The following is a 15,683-nucleotide window of genomic DNA, read 5'->3' as shown; positions in this document are numbered from 1 at the left end:
TCCTTTTTTTATTTATAGTGAGCAAGGGCGGCAATGGCGGCTTCGCCTTTAGGGCCTTTGTAACCGTTGGCATGTAGGCAAGCGTCTAAGCTTGCAAGTGTTTGTAATACAGCATCTTTTCGGGCGTTGTAGCCCATAGTGCCAATACGCCAAATTTTTCCATGCAATGGTCCAAACGAGGTGCCAATTTCTATTCCGAAATCGGTTAGCATTTGTCCGCGTACGTGATCGGCATTAATGCCCTCGGGTATATACACACCCAGTACGTTGTTCATTTTATGTGTTAAATCACCAAATACATTTAAGCCGAGCGCTTGAATGCCTGTTAGCATGGCATCGCCATGTAATTTGTGGCGCGCTACGCAGTTATCCACGCCTTCTTCAATGACTATGCGGGCGCATTCTGAGGCGCAGTACAGCATGCTGGTGGCTTCGGTATGATGGTTGAGGCGCTCTTCGCCCCAGTAATTCATGATCATGCCTAAATCAAAATAGTTTGAGCGTACAAAGGGCTCTGTGCCGTCGGTATGCTCCGCTGTGCGAATACCTGCTTCTACCTTTTTACGTTTTTGGATCCACTCGGCGCATTTGTCGCTAAGCGTTAATGGCGCAGACCCAGAAGGACCGCCTAAACACTTTTGCAGACCAACCGAAAGTGCATCGAGTTTCCATTCATCGGCAGGAAGTTCGTTACCCACAATAGAGGCGGTGGCATCGCAATAAAATAGTACATCGTGCTTTTGGCAAATATCGCCAATATGCTCAAGAGGTTGGTTCATGGTGGTGGATGTATCGCCTTGTACCATAGCAAGTACATGGGGTTTTACATCAACAATGGCTTTTTCGATTTGCTCTGGCGTAAACACTTCGCCCCACGGTACTTCTATTGTGTGCACCTTTGCGCCAACGCGTTCTGCTATTTCAGCAAGTAGGTGGCCAAAGCGCCCCATAATTAGCACAAGTACTTTATCGCCTGAGCGTAAAATTGAGCATAATACGGCTTCAATCCCTGCGCGCGATGTGCCATCTATTAGCATGGTCCATTCGTTTTTAGTTTTAAAAATTTCGCGGTAACGTGCCATGGTTTCGTTCATAAAACCGGTCATTACTGGGTCGTATTGGCCTATAAGCTGCGCCGACATAGCACGTAAAACACGAGGGTCGGCATTAATTGGGCCTGGTCCCATTAATAAACGCTGTGGTGGGTTTAAGGTTTGAACTTGCGTGTTATTAAACATATTTTAGGCTCCCAGAGTCTGAATGAGCATGCGAATGCCGGTTATCATTAATACAACGGCAAAGGCGCGTTTTAGTTGTTTTTGATCCAGCTTGCTACCAATTTTTACGCCAATAGGCGCAAATAAAATAGTTAGCGGAATAATAAGAAAAAAGGCAGGGAGGTTAACCAACCCCCACGTACCTAGGGGAGCATCGGTTGGCGTTGTGCTAATACTTAATAAGGTAATAACGCCAGGTAGCGCAATCAACAAACCAAAAACGGCCGCAGTACCTACTGCAACATGGGCGCGTACATTAAATGCGTTTAGCATAGGTACGCCAATAGTACCGCCACCTATGCCAATCATTACCGACAAACCACCTACAATACTAGCCATAACGCCTTGACCAAATTTACCTGGCAGTTGTTTTACAAGCGCGGGTGCGCCGGCTCTAAATAACATGTTTAAACTGACTAAAATAGCAATACAGGCAAACATAAGTACCAGTGCATTACCGCGTATTGAGTGCGCTAAGTAGCTGCCTACAACGGCTATAACTAAAATAAATGGTGCCCAGTATTTTATTAGCGCAAGGTCAATATTCCCTTTGCTATGATGCGAGCGAATAGATGAGAGCGAAGTAGGTACTATGGTTGCAAGTGATGTAGCGGTGGCTATCATCATTGCCGACTCTGGGCTTACGCCAAAACCTTGCAGTAAAAAATACAGCACAGGGACGATAACAATACCGCCGCCTACACCAAAAAGTCCTGCTAAAATACCGGCAAAAATACCGGTTGCTATTAAGGCTACTATAATTGGCCATTGATTTATTATTTCTGACATTGTGTTCCTGCTGTAGTTACTGTTGCACGTCCATCTGAACGAGGATCTGTTGCAGCTTCAAGGCTTGTAGGTGTATCTAAAATAGCCCCAGCGTGCCCCATCATTTCGTTATTATTATCAACGCTTACCCAATCGTGGTCACGTTGATTTAATTCATGTTCTATATGAAAAACTAACTCTTTTTCAATTTTTAAATTTGTACTCGTATCGCCCCATGTGCGTCCAAGTAACCAACGAGGGTCGCTAATTGCTTGTTTTATTGATTTATTTCGCCACGCGTAGCCTGCAAAAACAGCGGCTTGAGTTTGTGGCTGCCCTTCACCGCCCATTGTACCGTAAGCAAGTCGACGACCATCGCTAAACTTTGCCAGTGCTGGGTTAAGTGTATGAGCGGGCTTTTTATTAGGAGCAAGGGCGTTAATATTGTTACTCGCATCAATATCTTCATTGTTTAAACTAAAGCTTAAACCACGGTTATTCCACACAAAGCCGCCTTCATTCATTAATATTCCGCTGCCAAATTCCCAGTAAATACTTTGAATAAAGCTGACTAATTGCCCGTTTTTATCTCTGGCTGCCATCCACACAGTATCGCCAGGCTCTGCGTTAAATGGCCATTTTTTGGCTTTACTCATATCAATATTGTTAGCAAGTTCGCTTAAGCGATTATCGGTTAGTGCGTTTTTATAATCATCCCCTAACACATCAGGGTCAGCCCAAAGGGTAGGGCGATGGGTAAAGCTTTGTTTAGTTGCCTCAACAATTAAGTGCGTCCAGTCGGCATCGGTTTTAGCTAAATGCTTTAACTTATTTACGGCACCAATTATTTGTAGTGAATGCACGCCCTGTGTTGGCGCGGGTAAGTTGTAGCAATCAATACCACTGAGGTTTGCATTTAGCGCAGTAACTACCTCGGCTTTAGTATTTGCAATGTCACCTGCGGTAATTGAGCTGCCTGCTTTTGCTAAGTCGGCGGCAAATGAGTTGGCAAGTGCGCCTTCATAAAATGCGTTTAAACCATGCTTTGCTAGGTATTCAAACGTTGCTGCAAGTTTAGGGTTTTTAAAATGCTGGCCTGCTTGTAAGGGCTTGCCATTGGGTATGTAGAGGTTTTTAAACGCGTCATTGGTATTGTTAGCAGTGGCTAGCTTTTCGCAGCCTGCTTGCAAGCTTTTTGTAACGGTAAAACCCTCGCGAGCAAGTTCAATAGCAGGTGCTAAAATTTTTGACAGTGGTAGTGCCGCATGCTCATCTAGTTCAAGCGCCTTTTGCCAACCGCGAATTGTACCCGCTTGAGTTAGTGCGCTTAATCCGCCGCGCTCTGGTATTTGCGTGAGCGAGTTATACGCCGTTGTATTAGTTGCTGCGCGGCCGCAGGCGTCAATAGCGGTAGGCGTTTTTTGGCTTGGGTTATCGATAAGCCAAAAGCTGTCGCCACCAATTGAGTTCATATGTGGATATACAACGCTAATCGCAGCGGCAGCCGCTACCATAGCCTCGGTAGCTGTACCGCCTTGTTTTAGTATATTTATACCCGCCTCAGTGGCCGAAAAATGAGACGCGGTAAATGCAATGTTGTGTGTGGTCATGCCGGTGTGTCCTGTTTAAAGTGTGCAGCTAGGTGCTTAACGCAAGCAAGTAGGCTTTTATCGTTACCGTGGCTCATCATTAATGAAAAACCATACGGATGATCATTTGCTAAATCAGCCAGCGGTAAATGCACTTGCGCTGAGCCACTAAGCCCTGCAATTGCCGAAAGCGTAATAATTTGCATGCGTAAGGCGCTTGTGTCGGCGCCTAATTTAGGTGCGGTTGTGGGGGTGGTTGGCAAAAATAAACAGCTGTTTGTATTTAGGTTTTTAGCTATTAGTGTTTGCCATTGGGTTTGTACTTTTAGTGCTTCTTGTTCTTCTTGATCAGTTAGGGCAAGCGCCATATTAAAACGTGCCGCAATTGCTGGAGCAAACTGGGGAAGTTGCCCCGGCAATTGAAGCCAATCTTTATGCGTTTTTGCGATTGCTCGCCCTTGCAGTACTCTAAAACTATCAGCAAGTTCATTTAATAAGTTGCTGTTAGGTAGTTCAAATTCTTTATGGTGCTTAAAATTAGGCTTGGTTTTTTCAAGCAATTGTTTAAGTGGGGCTTGTAAAACAGGGTCAACGAGTTCAAATAGTGCTTCGCAAATAACCAGCGTATTTACTTTATTAATAGCTTGTTGTGGTAATAATATATCGCCAACGCTGCTTAATAGCTCGGCGCTTTGGGTAAGCCAACCTATGGTATCAAAAGGGGGAGCCAACGGTATTAGGCCGTCTTTTTCAATCACGTTATGGCTTGGCCTTATGCCATATAAACCACAATAGCTGGCGGGTATTCTAATTGAGCCGCCGGTGTCGGTGCCTAAGCCAATATCAGCTAAGTTAGCAGCAACTGCAGCAGCAGACCCCATACTCGAACCACCGCAAGCATGCCCTTTTAATTTAGGATTTTGCGCAGCGCCATAATGTATATTATTACCCTCTAAGCTATAAGCCAGTTCGTCAGTATGGGTAAAGCCTATAAAGTTACAACCAGCGGTCATGAGCTTATTAACCAAGCTTGCCGTATTTTGAGCCGGTTTAGCTGTTTTAAACCAGTTTGGGTTGCCTGCGCTGTTACGCTCGCCCTTTACTGCAAATACATCTTTTACAGCTAAGCGATTGTTTGCAAGCACTCCAGAGTAGTTTGTTTGCCACAGGGTAGGACCGTGATTGCAAAATATACCTTTGTTGTTTTTTTTATCACTCATTTGCAGCTCATTATTATAAAACTGACCAAGTACTTACTTATTAAGTTAAGAGTGATTAAAAAGCGGGCTGGTTATTATTATTTTAATACCAGTTTTATTAAAAGCATGATCATTCTATCGAATTAAATAGCGCACTCATAGCGCTATTTTCTTCGCGTTATAATAGATCACTAATTTAATGCAATTGTTACAGCTGTGCTTTTCAATCGGTAGTTTTGATTTTATAGTGCTTAGACTAAGCAAGAGGAATGCCATAAATTAAAATCCTGTCCAATTGGTCAGGTTTTAATGGGTTGTATGAGATTTATAAATGTGGGCTATAAAAATAGTGACACTAAAATGAGTTAAAACAAACCAATTTGGTGCGCAGGCGCACCAAGTTGGTCTTTATTTATATGATTTTGAGTGCTAAATAAGGGGCGTTTTACTGATGACTAAACCATTAATATCGGCGTAAACCCAATCGTTAGGTTCTATGGTGGTGCTAAGCATGGTAATAGCTTGGTTTTTATCACCAAAGCCGCGCTTTAAGGTACTACGCGGTGTAGAGCCTAGCGCCATAACAGGTAAGTTCATCGTGGCAAGTATTTCTATATCTCGGCAACAGCCATTTATTATTACGCCTTCCCAGCCATTACTTAAGGCACGCTCAGCCATAATATCGCCTATAAACGCAAAGCGTTTGCTCGCAAACCCGTTTATAACTAATACTTTACCTTCACCATTTTCATGCAATATATCGGCGGCAAAAGAGTTGTCTTCTGGGCAGGTAACGGTAACTACTTTGCCATAAAACGTGGTTTTTTTACCAAAGTGATAAAGGCCGCTGTCTGCTACTTGTACTTTATCGCGATGATCGTCAAACAAATCGGGTGTAGTAAAGGATGTCATCGGTTAAGTCTCACTTTGCTCAGGTATTTTAAGACCAATACCTTTTAAAATTATGTGGGCAATTGACTGCGTAATTTGTGCCACATCGGTTTCGTCGTACTCTAATTTGTTCATTACAAGTAAAACCTCAGCCTGAAAGTCGGCGTAATATTGCGTGGTAGACCAAATAGTAAAGAGCAAATGGTAGGGGTCAACCTTATCCATTTTATCTGCGTCCATCCATGCTTGAAGTACATCAACCTTTTGTTTAACCCAAGGGCGGGTATTGGTTCTAAAGTAGTTTTGTAAATAAGGGGCACCGCGCAGTATTTCACTGGCAAATAAGCGAGATTGCATTGGCTGATTTACGGCCAGTATTACTTTGCTTTTAATATAGTTATAAAGCACGATGGCTGGATCGTCGTTAATTGTGACGTTATCAAGCCCCAAGTTCCAATTAGCTATTATGCGGTCGATCACAGACTCGTACAGACCATCCTTACTTTTAAAGTAATACAAAATATTAGCTTTTGGCACCTGCGCTTCTTTAGCAACCATGCTCATACTTGCTCCGTCGTAACCTAATTGCGAAAACAATTGCTCGGCGGCATCTAAAATTAGTTTTTGATTTTTCTCGCGCGTAACTTCTTTTTTATTTGGTTTTATTTGTGTGGTCATTATAGAGTTTGCGTGTTTAACGTATTGATTGATTGTAGCTTTACTGACCAAAAGGTCAATTACTAAAAAGGATGAATGTTAAAAACAGGCGAGAGGTTTAAGCTATTAACTTTAGGGTCTGTTGATCTTTGCGGATTAAAATTTGTTCAAACTAGGGGCTATTTAATCGCGGCGCGAGGTTTGTAACCTAGTGGGCTAAGTAAGAACCGAGCAAAGCTTCCGCGTCCTGCTCACGCCCCTTACCTACATCCATGTAGGCAACAAAGAGTAAATAGCCCCTAGGAAGAACCCTTTGGGCAGCGCCTGTTTGGCATTAATGCTACGTTATCGCCCATTAATGGGGAATAACCACACTATATAGGCTCTGCCTTGCCTAAATACCAAACAGACTGCTGCAAATTTAACCTTGAAAGATCAACAGACCCTTATTGTTTAATTAAATAATTACTGTTAGTTTAGTTTCAAATTTACGAGTAGTACTTTTAGATTGGCAAATGGATTTTATAAGCAAAAATAAATATACACTGTATGGAGTCGCTGCAATATTACTGTGGAGCTGCTTAGTGGCACTACTACGGGATATTTCTGAGTTGTTTAGCCCCATTGGTGGTGCTGCGGCTATGTATTCTGTCAGTGCAATATTTTTAATTTTGGTTATGGGAGCACCCAAGTTTAGTGGTTTTTCAAAACGTTACTTGGTAGTAGGTACTTTATTATTTGTAGCTTACGAAATTTGTTTGGCACTTTCTATTGGTATGGCAAATAGTCGTCATCAGGCGATGGAAATGGCGGTTATTAATTATTTATGGCCCACGCTAACAATATTACTCTCTATTATTATTGGTCGTAAAAAAGTAAGTTACTGGGTTTACCCAAGTATGATTATTGCTTTTTTAGGCGTTGCTTGGTGTATTACGGGCGATCAAGAAATGTCTCTCGATACGCTTGTTACTAACTTTGCAGATAATCCTGCTACTTATCTAATGGCATTAGCTGCTGCGTTTATATGGGCTATTTATTGCGTAGTAACGCAAAAACTGAGTAATGGTAAAAATGCTATTACGCTATTTTTTACTGTTACGGCAATGAGTTTGTGGGCGCAATATGGTTTTAGTAATGAAGCGCCATTAACGTTTTCGCTCAGCTCAAGCATAACGTTGCTATTAGCTGGTGTAGTCGTGGGGAGCGGTTATGCACTGTGGAATCAAGCTATTATTGGCGGTAACTTAATGCTTTTGGGAACGCTTTCGTACTTTACACCGGTGTTTTCTACTATTATTTCGGCGTTGTATTTATCTATTACGCTGAGTGCTTCGTTTTGGCAAGGGGTTGTACTGGTAACAGTGGGCTCGCTAATTTGCTACTTTGTAACGCGAGAAAAGCCTAAACGCACAGTAAACTAATCTACGTTAGTTAATGTTTTTATATTTTAAATCTAAATTTATAACTTTAATGAGGCGTGCAATACGCCTCATTAAGTTTTTCTTTATAATTTTGCAGGTATAACGGCATAGCTTACTGATTTATTTCTAACTTTTTTTGCACAATAATAAAATATTAATGCAAATACTGCAGCGCTAATATCAACAAAACCGCTTTGATAATATTTTAAAAAATCATCAGCTAATAAAGCCTGTATAAGTGTTGAAACCCCCATTCCAGCAGATAAAAGTGTAATACCCATTAAGCCCCAATAGCTAGCGTGGTGAGTTCCTTTAAAAAAGGTATAAGCAACAAAGGCAAAAAATACCAAATAGTAACTATAGAGATAGCTGTAATTTGCGTTACCCATATATTGGTTAGTCCATTTAGCTTGTAATAAAGTGGCAACCACTGCAATCATTGACCCTAAGCAAACACCAATTGTTAAATTTGCCATAAATCGTGTACTTCGTTTGTTGGCATCTTGTTTAAAGCGCTTGTCTAGCCATAATAAGTTACCAGAGTAAAATAAGAATGCGCCAAGTAGTCCCATAACAAAATACCCCCAACGTCCCCATTCACCTCCATAAGTACCAAAGTGAAGTGAAAAGAAACTTCCTACTATATTACCCCAAACACCATCATCTCCTTGCGGATAGCTTGAGTTAAGTACTTCTAATGTATAGGGGTGTAAGAATAAGTAGTCGGTATCAGGTCCGCGAACGACAGCGCTGTTATTACTCATTTTTAATGTTGCTGTCGGACTGTTTGTATTTAAACGACTAAATGAAATATGAATTGGCTCATAACCTGGAGCGTAGTTTTTTGCCGCTAGGAGCTGTTTATTTATGCTTGGTAAGTTTGCAATATGATAATTATGTGCTGCTGGGGCAGGTCGTTGAAAAAAGGATTTATCGCCATAAAATGCTGATAGACCATCATAAATTAGATCATGAAATGCAAATACCACCACAGTAAACGCTATAATTAAATGAAAAGGCAAACTGGCGATTCCAACTAAATTATGACTATCGAGCCAAAAGCGACTGGCACCTTTTTCTTTTCGAATCGCAAAAAAGGTTTTTACAAGCGTGGGTAGTAAAATAATTACGCCAGATACCAATGCTAAAAAGTACAGCGCAGATGCTATACCGAGTATATATACGCCTGATTGGTCGTGCCCAATTTCGCCTGCAAACCCTGCGGTTCGATGTAAGTAATCTATTAAATCTGCAAGTTTATTCTCACTTTGTTGCTGTATTACAAGATTATTTTGTTGGTTTAGATAGAGTACCTGTAATTGATTATCAAGTTTCATTCCGCGTTCTTTACCTTGGCTATACCAAGATAGTGGCGCTTGATTTGTTAATAAATCGAGAGAAAAACCATTACCCATTTGCTCAGGGTACTTAGCTATTGCTTGATCAACTAATGTTTGGTGATTGTTAGTTTGTGGTTTAGTCACTGGTGCACTGGCGGGGTTTGCCCACTGTGCTAATTCGTGTTTAAACATGGTTAAACTACCAGCATAAAAACCTATAAAAAGTACTAAACCTGCAATTATTCCTGTCCATGTATGCACGCCTTGGTAGGTACGCAAAATATCGGCTCTTACTCTCATAGCCAATTCCTTAAAATTATAAATAAACTATATAGCGTTATATTTAAGCCCCCAAGTGTCAGCCAAGCATTTTTTGCTGAACTAAACAGGTAGGTGAAGCTAAAAATAGTTAACCATAAAATGGGTATCATCCACATATTAAATTGCACTTTGTCGGGCGCATCTATGCCTCCCGCTCCGTACCATGCAAAAAAAGCAACGAGAATAAACGCTAGCGCTAGCCCTAAAAAACAACCAGCCAAACTTTTACCAAGCCAAGTTGGTTTTATTTTTTGCCTTTGTGCAGATGACATTATTTTACTTCCTTGTGTTTAATCAGGCTTACGAGCGGAATTATTATTAAAGCGAGCATTATCATTAAAATGATAAAAAATACGGCTGCCGCATTAGAAAAAGCATATAAGGCTAATGGTATTGCAATAACAAAAAGGATAAATGCGAGCTTGCGCCAACTTTTATTAATGGGTTTGCTTAGTAGCCGTTGGTGGCGGTTACTAAGATAAAACAGGGATGTAGCAGTAAATAAAATAAGAGAAAGGGTAAGTTGCAACATAAATTAAAATACTTGTTAATGATATTGCTATTCTAAATGATAATTAAACTCAATTGCAACAAGTGTATGTTTGTGCTATTTTTCCGAAAAATAAAACAACTATCCATAAAAGGAAATAACTGTGGTAGCTTCATTTAAGCTTAATAAACTTTCACTACTGATTACAAGCTCTTTGTTATTGGCTCAAAGCAATGCATTTGCTGATGAAACAAGTCGAGAATCAATAGATACAATTATTGTAACAGGCGAAAAAATCGAAAGGTCACTCAAAGATACGATTACATCGGTTGCAGTGGTAGATAAGTCACTATTAGAAAATGGACAACTAGGTTCGGTTTCAGAAGCTTTGGCAGAAATGGCAAATGTAGTGGTACTTACTGGAGCCGTGCCAGATATGCGCGGTGTGTCGGGTAATGGTGGTGCAACAGGTTTTAACTCATTTAGTGGAGGCTCTAAAGCAAGAGTATCAACGCTTGTTGATGGTGTAAGTCAGCCATTTGTAGCTGATTTAACCGGTGATACAGGTTTGTGGGATATAGATCAAATAGCGGTATACCGTGGACCGCAGTCAACTAGCAATGGTCGTAATAGCATTGGTGGTGCAGTTTATATGACAACCAAAGCACCAACACAAGATTTTGAAGGTGCTGTACGCGTTGGGTATAGAAATCAAGATAGTTACCTTGATACAGCCGCTGTTGTTTCGGGGGCTTTGATTGAAGATGTACTAGCATTTCGTTTGTCTACTCAATATGTATATGGTGAAACCTTTAGCAACCCAACGATACATGAAACCAATCCAACAGATAAAAACTTAAATCAGCTTAATACCAGTAGTACGCGTGCAAAATTACTGTATACCCCAACAACAGATTTAGCTGTACAGCTAACTTACTCTACCTACAGTGAAGAGGGTAATACAGGTCGTAAGTACTTTGAAGGTGATGAACCGTTTGATTATGTGCCTTTATTTCAGCGCGATATGGATACCCAGTCAGACACGACTCAGGTAAATATTGATTATAAAATAAATGATAACTTTTCGTTCGATATACTACTCGCATATATGGATTATGAATGGGGCTTTGAAGCATATGAGGCACTTGCCAGTGCGGAGTCTGATATTTCTATGGATGAAAAAAATATCACAATTGATAGTAAATTAAACTTTGGCTTAAATAGTGATTTTTATTCGGGCTTTGTAGGTATTGCTTATTTTGACCGTGAACAAGACTTTAAAAGCGTTGGTGCAACCAATTATTTTGGTGACGATAGTAGTGACTCTAAAGCAATTTATGGCGAAACAAGCTTTGAGTTAACAAATGAGCTTACGTTAACAGCGGGGCTGCGAGTTGAGTGTGAAGAACAACTTCGTAATTTTGATATGGCTTTTGGTGGCAGCAGATTAGTTGAGCAATTAGATAATTCTAATACGATAAAACTACCTACGGTAGCTGTTCAATATAAAGTAACTGACAACACTACCTTATCGGCAAGTGCTCGCCGTGGTTATAACGCTGGTGGTGGTGCCTTAGATTTTGCTGCACAAGAATATTATTACTACGAGCAAGAATCAGTAAATACCTATGAAGTAGGCTCGCGTAGCGTACTAAATAATGGTGATTTAAATATTAGTGCTAATATTTTTTACAATAACTTTAATGGTTATCAAGCCTTAAGCTCAAGTCGAAAAATCACTAATATTGACGATGCACATAGCTATGGCTTAGAGCTTGAAGCATATAGCATGTTAGATGATCAATGGCAGTTACATGCAGGGCTAGGTTTGTTAAAAACTAAAATAGATGAATCAGCGACTTATTCAGATGCAGTAGGTAACGAATTAAACTCAGCACCAGAGCTAACTGCAAGTTTAGGGTTATCGCATTGGTTTACAGATAGCTTAAAGTTAAATGTGAGCGCTAATTATGTAGACGATTACTATGGAGATTTAACTAATACAGAAGAGCGTGTTGCCGGAGGTTATACAATTACGCGTGCAACAATAAGCTATAACAGCGATCATTGGTTGGTGAGTGCTTTTATTAATAATGCATTAGATGAAGAAGCATTTACGTCAGTTGAACCTGCAAGTGGTCCCTACCCAACAGGTTATGTTGCGGTAGTGAATCCTCAAACGTTAGGTGCTTCAGTAACGTATCGTTTTTAACGTGCATTAATTAAATAATGAGGATGACTATTAAAATTAAGCAGTAAATTTTAATAAACAAAGTAGCCCTATTATTTTAGGGCTTTTTGTTGCGTGCAGATTATTTTGCATTATTTACCTGCGCTAGTAACTCTATAACTTTTTGTTGACCAAATGTTTGTGCAAATTGCTCGGCTGTTTGACCGGCTTTGTTTTGATGCGCGTTGTCGCAATCAAGTGATACGAGTGTTTTAGCTATACTAAATTCACCTCTAAAAATAGCGGCCATTAGCGCTGTGTTGCCACGGTTATCTTCTAGACAGGCATTAGCGCCTAAGTGTAAAAGTGTGTTGACCGTGTTTTTATTACCATGGTAAGTAGCAATCATTAACGCGGTGTAGCCTTTATTGTTGTAGCTGTCGATAGGAATACCAGCATCTACAAATTGCTCTATTACAGCGGTGTCGTTTGTACGTGCTGCGGCAAAGTAATAAGCAAATAAACTCTCGTATTGTGTTTTTGCAGAATGTTGGGTTTCAGATTGCGTACTGGGTGTTTGTGTATCTGATGTATTTTGAGCGTAAACGCTACTGGTAAAGCTTAGCAGTAGAGCGACTATAATTAATAAATTACGCATAACAATTGTCTCTTATAAAAGAGGAAGGGGTTTATTCCTTCCTCATGGTTGTGGTTTAAATAGCTATTTAGTTGGGACTAATTGCTTTTAACTAGTTGCTTATAAGTTAGCGGCTAGTTGTTTAACCATTTTAATATCGCCGTTTACAGCTTTAGTTAAGCGTGTACCGTACTCGCTATCAGCTTTGTAAAAGTGACTAAGCATTTTGTGTTTAACACTGCTGTTTTGCACTTTGCGTAAATCGCCTGCTAGGTTATTAATTAGGTTTGTACGTTCTTGCTTGCTAAAACCACGGTATAAAACACCTGCTTGCGCAAAGTTTTGCTGCTTTTTAATAGCGGCTTGTTGTACAAAACCTTTAAGCTCTGTATTACTTCTACGGGCAATTGGGTTTTCAGCTACGTTTTCTTGGCTTGGTTGATAGTTTACGTTGCTTTGAGTATTACCATAGTTCATTGCGCCGTCTTGGTTGTAGTTAACCACTTCAACTTTTGCACGGTTAATTGGCAACTGTTGATGGTTAGCACCAAGGCGATACATTTGCGTATCTGCGTATGAAAATACACGCCCTTGTAATAACTTATCTTCTGAGGGTTCAATACCCGCAATAATGTTAGACGGTGCCATTGCTACTTGTTCTGTTGACTGAAAAAAGTTAGTTGGCATGCGATTAAGCGTTAATGTACCTGCCTTCACTTCTTTTACACCTAACCACATTTTTGTTGCATCTAATGGGTTGTAATCAAAGTCGTCAAGCTGCGACGGATCAAGCGTTTTAATGTATAGATCCCATTCTGGGAAGTTACCTTTATTTACTTCGCTGTATAAATCACGCGTTAAATGTTGAAAGTCTTGGCCTTGAACTTCAGCGACTTCTTTTGCATTTAAATTCTCAATGCCTTGTTTACTTACCCAATGAAATTTAACGTACTTAACATCGCCCGATTTATTGATCATTTTATAAGAGTGTACACCCCAACCATCCATTTTACGTAAGCTTGCTGGTGTGCCGTAGTCGCTATAAACCCACGTTAACATGTGAGTAGAGCCTGGTTCGTATGAAAAAAAGTCAAAAACACGGTTAGGATCTTGAATGTTATCTACAGGTGATGGCTTTAATGAATGGATCATATCTGGAAATTTAATTGCATCACGAATAAAAAACACCGGTAAGTTAAGGCCCACTAAATCCCAGTTACCTTGATCGGTGTAAAATTTAATCGCAAAGCCACGTGGGTCGCGCAGTGTTTCTGGGCTACCTTTTGAATGAATTACCGATGAAAAACGTACAAAAACGCCAGTTTCTTTACCGGCCTCGGTAAAAGGTGCTGCCATGGTTAAATCATCTAAACTTTTTGATGCCACAAATACACCATGAGCACCCGTACCACGCGCATGTACCACACGCTCAGGAATACGTTCACGTGCAAAGCGTTGTAGTTTTTGAATTAGTTGTACGTCTTCTAATAACACACTGCCGCGTTCGCCAGCAGTAATTGAATTTTGGTTGTCGCCAACAGCTGCGCCGTTATCTTTAGTAAGAGCTGTTGCTGCGCTTGCCGGTAATGCCATTGCAAGTGCCAGTGCAGTTAGTGTTAATTTTGTTTTGTTTATTTGAGTATTCATTGTCGACCTCATCTATTTAAAAGTGCCGGCAGTGGTGCAGGCTGTTAATCTGTTAACGATAGTATTAACTTTATTAACTTCGGTAAAACTGATTAATTAGATTGATGTGATTTGTAAAACAGATGAAATGAATTTGCAGATACACTTTTTACATTAATGTAATTTTTTTACTACGACCTTAGTCACAATATGCTTTTATAAAATTTATAAAATTTATAAAATTTATAAAATTTATTAAATACAAGGGTTTTTAGTTTTATCTGGCGGTATTTTCACCAAGCTGGTGCGTTTTATACTTACAGTGTGTTGACATATTCGCACAATAAAGGGAATATGCTCAGTATATGGGCTTATGCCCATTGTTGGGTTGTGCTAAAAAGTTGCACAATATTAATCGCGCTTAACTCGTTATGCTTAAATTAGCTAAATCAAACAGTTTGAATAAGGTGACAAGATGAATACTAATATTGAGCTAGTGATATTTGATTGTGATGGCGTTGTTATTGATAGCGAAATTTTAAGCGCACACGTACTCATTAATATGCTTGTTGAAAAAGGCGTTGAGATTGACCGCGCTTATGTACAGCAACACTTTTTAGGCTGCAACTTTAAAACAGTAAGCCAAAAAATAGCGGATGCATTTAATGTCACTCTTCCTGAAAGCTTTGAAGGTGACTACCGCGAGGCACTATTAAACGAATTTGAAACCGGACTAACCACGACTGATGATATAGAAGACGTACTTAACAATTTAGCTGTGCCTATTTGTATAGCTACTAGCAGCAGCCCAGCACGCACCGCAAAAGCGTTGAGCGTAGTGAGTTTAAGTAAGTACTTTAGCGATACGGTTTTTACCAGCAGCGAAGTTAAGCGTGGTAAACCAGCGCCTGATTTATTTTTACATGCAGCTAAGCGAATGGGTGTAAAGCCAGAGCATTGCTTAGTAATTGAAGACAGTAAAGCAGGCGTAAATGCAGGAATTGACGCCAATATGCAAGTACTGCATTACAGCGGTGGGCAACATATGCAAGGCTCTGTTAATCATGTACACAGTGCTTACCCAAATGTTGATCATTTAACGCATTGGCAAGATTTTTTTAGTGCATACCCTGCACTTAAAAAGCAGTAAACACGCAGCTTTTTAAATAAACAAAGTTTTTAACGTGATTTGTTCGCCTTACACACTGACAGGCAAGCAAACGCAAAATATAAATGTAGATGGTTTTGCTTTACTAAAAATAAAACAAAACATGGCAAAACATCATGCGTTTAT

At 40.1% G+C, this 15,683-nt stretch carries 12 protein-coding genes; 3 read left to right on the top strand and 9 right to left on the bottom strand.

What is annotated here, in order from left to right; all coding sequences use genetic code 11:
* Positions 1–8: 8 nt before the first annotated feature.
* The 6 genes from I6F10_RS04035 to I6F10_RS04010 form a co-directional block, all read right to left on the bottom strand.
* Positions 9–1,238: a pyridoxal-phosphate-dependent aminotransferase family protein gene (locus tag I6F10_RS04035; protein ID WP_165744457.1), complete on the bottom strand. Its 1,230-nt coding sequence runs from the start codon at positions 1,236–1,238 to the stop codon at positions 9–11.
* Positions 1,239–1,241: 3 nt separating this feature from the next.
* Positions 1,242–2,066: a sulfite exporter TauE/SafE family protein gene (locus I6F10_RS04030; protein ID WP_165744456.1), complete on the bottom strand. Its 825-nt coding sequence runs from the start codon at positions 2,064–2,066 to the stop codon at positions 1,242–1,244.
* Positions 2,054–3,655, bottom strand: a complete 1,602-nt coding sequence (locus tag I6F10_RS04025; protein ID WP_165744455.1) for a gamma-glutamyltransferase family protein — start codon at positions 3,653–3,655, stop codon at positions 2,054–2,056. Before I6F10_RS04025 ends, I6F10_RS04030 begins: the two co-directional genes overlap by 13 nt.
* On the bottom strand, positions 3,652–4,854 hold the full coding sequence (locus tag I6F10_RS04020; RefSeq protein ID WP_165744454.1) for an amidase family protein: 1,203 nt from the start codon (positions 4,852–4,854) through the stop codon (positions 3,652–3,654). The genes I6F10_RS04025 and I6F10_RS04020 overlap by 4 nt, the downstream gene beginning before the upstream one ends.
* A gap of 408 nt (positions 4,855–5,262) precedes the next feature.
* Complete coding sequence (locus I6F10_RS04015) at positions 5,263–5,745, bottom strand: putative 4-hydroxy-4-methyl-2-oxoglutarate aldolase (protein ID WP_165744453.1); 483 nt, start codon at positions 5,743–5,745, stop codon at positions 5,263–5,265.
* Positions 5,746–5,748: 3 nt separating this feature from the next.
* Entirely contained in the window at positions 5,749–6,402 is a 654-nt protein-coding gene (locus tag I6F10_RS04010) for a TetR/AcrR family transcriptional regulator (protein WP_165744452.1), read from the bottom strand.
* Positions 6,403–6,896: 494 nt separating this feature from the next.
* Here I6F10_RS04010 and yddG point away from each other — a divergent pair, with 494 nt between their 5' ends.
* A complete protein-coding gene (gene yddG, locus I6F10_RS04005) occupies positions 6,897–7,805 on the top strand; it encodes an aromatic amino acid DMT transporter YddG (RefSeq protein ID WP_197098471.1) in 909 nt (302 codons plus the stop codon).
* Positions 7,806–7,888: 83 nt separating this feature from the next.
* On the opposite strand, the gene I6F10_RS04000 is transcribed toward yddG, so the two are convergent.
* Positions 7,889–9,445 carry a PepSY-associated TM helix domain-containing protein gene (locus I6F10_RS04000; protein WP_010553596.1) on the bottom strand — a complete coding sequence of 519 codons (1,557 nt, stop codon included), beginning with the start codon at positions 9,443–9,445 and terminating at the stop codon, positions 7,889–7,891.
* 674 nt (positions 9,446–10,119) lie between these two features.
* Between I6F10_RS04000 and I6F10_RS03995 the strand changes: the two genes are divergently transcribed.
* Positions 10,120–12,168 carry a TonB-dependent receptor gene (locus I6F10_RS03995; protein WP_165743785.1) on the top strand — a complete coding sequence of 683 codons (2,049 nt, stop codon included), beginning with the start codon at positions 10,120–10,122 and terminating at the stop codon, positions 12,166–12,168.
* Between the two features lie 100 nt (positions 12,169–12,268).
* Here the strand turns inward: I6F10_RS03995 and I6F10_RS03990 are convergent, their stop codons facing one another.
* Both I6F10_RS03990 and I6F10_RS03985 read right to left on the bottom strand, forming a co-directional pair.
* On the bottom strand, positions 12,269–12,784 hold the full coding sequence (locus I6F10_RS03990) for an ankyrin repeat domain-containing protein (protein WP_010553600.1): 516 nt from the start codon (positions 12,782–12,784) through the stop codon (positions 12,269–12,271).
* Positions 12,785–12,883: 99 nt separating this feature from the next.
* A complete protein-coding gene (locus tag I6F10_RS03985) occupies positions 12,884–14,410 on the bottom strand; it encodes a catalase (RefSeq protein ID WP_165743784.1) in 1,527 nt (508 codons plus the stop codon).
* 454 nt (positions 14,411–14,864) lie between these two features.
* Here I6F10_RS03985 and I6F10_RS03980 point away from each other — a divergent pair, with 454 nt between their 5' ends.
* Positions 14,865–15,539, top strand: coding sequence for an HAD family hydrolase (locus tag I6F10_RS03980; RefSeq protein ID WP_165743783.1), 675 nt, complete (start codon positions 14,865–14,867; stop codon positions 15,537–15,539).
* Positions 15,540–15,683: the final 144 nt, after the last annotated feature.

This window comes from Pseudoalteromonas sp. SWYJZ98, assembly GCF_015864495.1.
Lineage (GTDB): Bacteria > Pseudomonadota > Gammaproteobacteria > Enterobacterales > Alteromonadaceae > Pseudoalteromonas > Pseudoalteromonas distincta.
This window is presented reverse-complemented; position numbering and strand designations above follow the sequence as displayed.

Coding starts and splice junctions, on each gene's coding strand:
- I6F10_RS04035 (WP_165744457.1), bottom strand. CDS start 1,238: ATGTTTAATAACACGCAAGTTCAAACCTTAAACCCACCACAGCGTTTA.
- I6F10_RS04030 (WP_165744456.1), bottom strand. CDS start 2,066: ATGTCAGAAATAATAAATCAATGGCCAATTATAGTAGCCTTAATAGCA.
- I6F10_RS04025 (WP_165744455.1), bottom strand. CDS start 3,655: ATGACCACACACAACATTGCATTTACCGCGTCTCATTTTTCGGCCACT.
- I6F10_RS04020 (WP_165744454.1), bottom strand. CDS start 4,854: ATGAGTGATAAAAAAAACAACAAAGGTATATTTTGCAATCACGGTCCT.
- I6F10_RS04015 (WP_165744453.1), bottom strand. CDS start 5,745: ATGACATCCTTTACTACACCCGATTTGTTTGACGATCATCGCGATAAA.
- I6F10_RS04010 (WP_165744452.1), bottom strand. CDS start 6,402: ATGACCACACAAATAAAACCAAATAAAAAAGAAGTTACGCGCGAGAAA.
- yddG (WP_197098471.1), top strand. CDS start 6,897: ATGGATTTTATAAGCAAAAATAAATATACACTGTATGGAGTCGCTGCA.
- I6F10_RS04000 (WP_010553596.1), bottom strand. CDS start 9,445: ATGAGAGTAAGAGCCGATATTTTGCGTACCTACCAAGGCGTGCATACA.
- I6F10_RS03990 (WP_010553600.1), bottom strand. CDS start 12,784: ATGCGTAATTTATTAATTATAGTCGCTCTACTGCTAAGCTTTACCAGT.
- I6F10_RS03985 (WP_165743784.1), bottom strand. CDS start 14,410: ATGAATACTCAAATAAACAAAACAAAATTAACACTAACTGCACTGGCA.
- I6F10_RS03980 (WP_165743783.1), top strand. CDS start 14,865: ATGAATACTAATATTGAGCTAGTGATATTTGATTGTGATGGCGTTGTT.